This is a genomic window from Aminobacter sp. P4_D5, from assembly GCF_056401815.1.
Genome location: NZ_JBFUIP010000783.1, coordinates 1 through 680 on the forward strand (window position 1 = coordinate 1; position 680 = coordinate 680).

Here is a 680-nt window from a genome sequence, read left to right on the forward strand (position 1 = left end):
CGCACGTTCGTTTCGTAGGACCCCTCGGGAAGGATGTCGTCCAGCAGCGCCTTCACCTGGGTCTCGCCCCAGCCGCCGCGCGTCTTCACATTGCCGAAGAGCCGCTTGATGTCGCCTATCTGCGCGGTAACGGCCTGCACGTCGCCCATCGCCTTCTGCACGGCGGTGAACTGGTCGATGACGCGCTGGAAGCTCTCGTTCATCTGCTTCTCGACCGCGGTGGCGAGCTGCTCGTTCACGCTCTTCTGGATCTCGGCGAGGCGCTTTTCACTATTTTCGCGCATCTCCGTGAGCTTCTTGTCCAGCACGTCACGCGAGCGCGTCGTCTCCGCGCTCATCGCCTCCTGCGTCGACTTCGCGTCGGCGGTGAGGCGTTCGAGCAAGGCCGTTTGCATGGCGGCGAGCGATTCAGCCTGCTTCAGCATCGCGGCACTCACCGCGGTGGTCTGCGCGGCCGTCGCTTCCTGCGCGAGCGTCGCGCCGGCCGAAAGGCGCTCCAGCAGCGCCTTCTCCGTCGCTGCCAGCGATTCCATCTGCTTCAGCATCGCGACGCCGAGCGCCTTGGTCTGCTCGGCGGTGAAGCCGGAGAGCTCCAGCGAAAGCTCGGCCTTCTGCCGCGCAATGTCGCCGGCGAGCGATTCCTTCATCGTCGCTAGCGCCGTCGCCTGGCGCTCCTGTCC

1 protein-coding gene is annotated in these 680 nt (G+C 66.0%); it reads right to left on the reverse strand.

All coding sequences use genetic code 11. The features are described from left to right. On the reverse strand, nucleotides 1-680 hold a 680-nt coding region (gene rmuC, locus AC1DWF_RS34975; protein WP_476843062.1), incomplete at both ends, for a DNA recombination protein RmuC.